Raw genomic sequence first — 1,251 nt, forward strand, 5'->3', positions numbered from 1 at the left:
TGGCGGTGTGCTGGTAGTGGTGGGTGACTGTCTGGTTGGGGTAGGGGGCTCCGGGGTCGGTGGTGGTTGTGGTGGTGCCGTCTCCCCAGCTCCAGGTGTAGGACACGGGGGTGAACTCAACCTCGATCGCAGTGCCCAGGATGGTGGTGGTCTGGTAGCGCACGGCGGGGTTGGTGTAGACGATGAAGGCCATGGAGATCACGACCTTCGGGCCCGGGGGCTGACGCGTGATACCCGACCCCTGAGCGATCAACGTCGCAGCCTGACGAGTGGTGATCGTGACCGTACGAGGCCCACCGCCGGTGCTGGTGGGTTGGTCGGGTTGGGTGGGGCGGTGGAGGTTGGCCAGGTTGCACTTGTACTTATCCAGCCCGTACGCGTCCTTCTCAGGCGAGCACTCCCGGTGAGACTGCTCCTCCCACATCGACGGATCCGAGGCCGTCACAGCCGGATGCTCCTGAGACGGAGGACCACTAGAATCCGAAGATCCTCCTTCTGTGACTTGCTCAGTTGCTTCGCCGTAGAATTCACTTCCATTGGGGATGTTTCTGGAGTCGACTTCTGTTTGTGGTGGAGGCTGGTTGTCGTGGTCCGCTATAGAGGTGGGTGAGACCACAATTAAAATCGATGCAACGGTGTTTATGATAACTTGTGACCTTGTGTTCACTTGTGTTCCACCTCGACAGTGCCTATCATCCAGCGTTTATTGCTGTATCGAACCGCGACATTCAGTACTTTCCCCTCGGAGGGGTCGGATGTGGTTGGATTTTGTCCGTCTCCGTAGTAGGAGGCCATTGCTCCGTAGTTGACGATGACCTTGACCCTGTTGTATTCGTAGCCTTCTAGTTTCTCGTAGTAAGTCATGCCGACAATTTCCTGATCCCATTTGTCGGCCCATCCTCCTTTGCTGTGAATGTCGTTGGCGTCGTCGATGGTGGACTTGCAGAATTTGCAGCGGTCGTCGCTCATGGCGGCGAACTCGGTGGTGTTGCCGGTCATGAAGGCGTAGCGGTAGAGGTCGAGGAAGTAGCCGACGCTGGCTGCTGCGCCTTCGGCGCTCTCCTCGTTCATCTGGGAGGGCTTGGCTGGTGCGGGTTCGGCCAGGGCCGCGTCGCGCTTGGCGCGCAGCTCGGGAGTCAGGGCCGCTTCGCGGGAGGCGGTCGCCGAGGCGTTAGCGTCAGCGATGCCCTTCTCGGCCCGGGCAATAGCCGCCGACGCGCTGGCACTGGCGCTCACGCTGGCCTCAGCCTT

Annotated in this window: 2 protein-coding genes; both read right to left on the bottom strand. The window is 60.3% G+C overall.

Annotated features, from left to right (window positions below; genetic code table 11):
* Positions 1-445, bottom strand: a 445-nt coding sequence (locus tag BKH32_RS13070) for a zinc transporter (protein WP_256691997.1), incomplete at its 3' end; no start/stop codon positions are given.
* 218 nt (positions 446-663) lie between these two features.
* Positions 664-1,251, bottom strand: a 588-nt coding sequence (locus tag BKH32_RS13075; protein ID WP_075250420.1) for a DUF6318 family protein, incomplete at its 5' end; no start/stop codon positions are given.

The sequence above is a fragment of the Actinomyces oris genome (assembly GCF_001929375.1).
In the GTDB taxonomy this organism is placed as follows: domain Bacteria; phylum Actinomycetota; class Actinomycetes; order Actinomycetales; family Actinomycetaceae; genus Actinomyces; species Actinomyces oris_B.